This is a genomic window from Photobacterium sp. R1 (assembly GCF_054600795.1).
On the sequence record NZ_BAAHZP010000531.1, the window covers coordinates 1 to 273 of the forward strand.

Consider the following 273-nt stretch of genomic DNA (forward strand, 5'->3'; position numbering starts at 1 on the left):
CGGGGCCATGTCCAGCTGGGCTATCCCCATCACATTGGCCTGATGAAGCGCTTTAATTTCTTTGATGATTTTAGGATCGGTAAACTGGTATTCGGTCACATCACGGTTGAGCATATCTTTGATATGCAGGCAGCGTTCAATATCCTGATAGACAGGCTGGGCAATCACCCCCAAGCCGTACAGCAGCTTAAGGCGTACGCTGAGCTCCCCTAACGGGCCTGTGTCGTGCAGCAGCGGCTCCACCACAGATTTCACCGCAAAGTCGTCTTTGCG

General features: G+C 52.7%; 1 protein-coding gene. It reads right to left on the reverse strand.

Annotation, left to right across the window (positions count from 1 at the left end; translation table 11 throughout):
* Positions 1 to 273, reverse strand: a 273-nt coding sequence (locus ACYP03_RS26150; protein ID WP_459782691.1) for an MltR family transcriptional regulator, incomplete at both ends; no start/stop codon positions are given.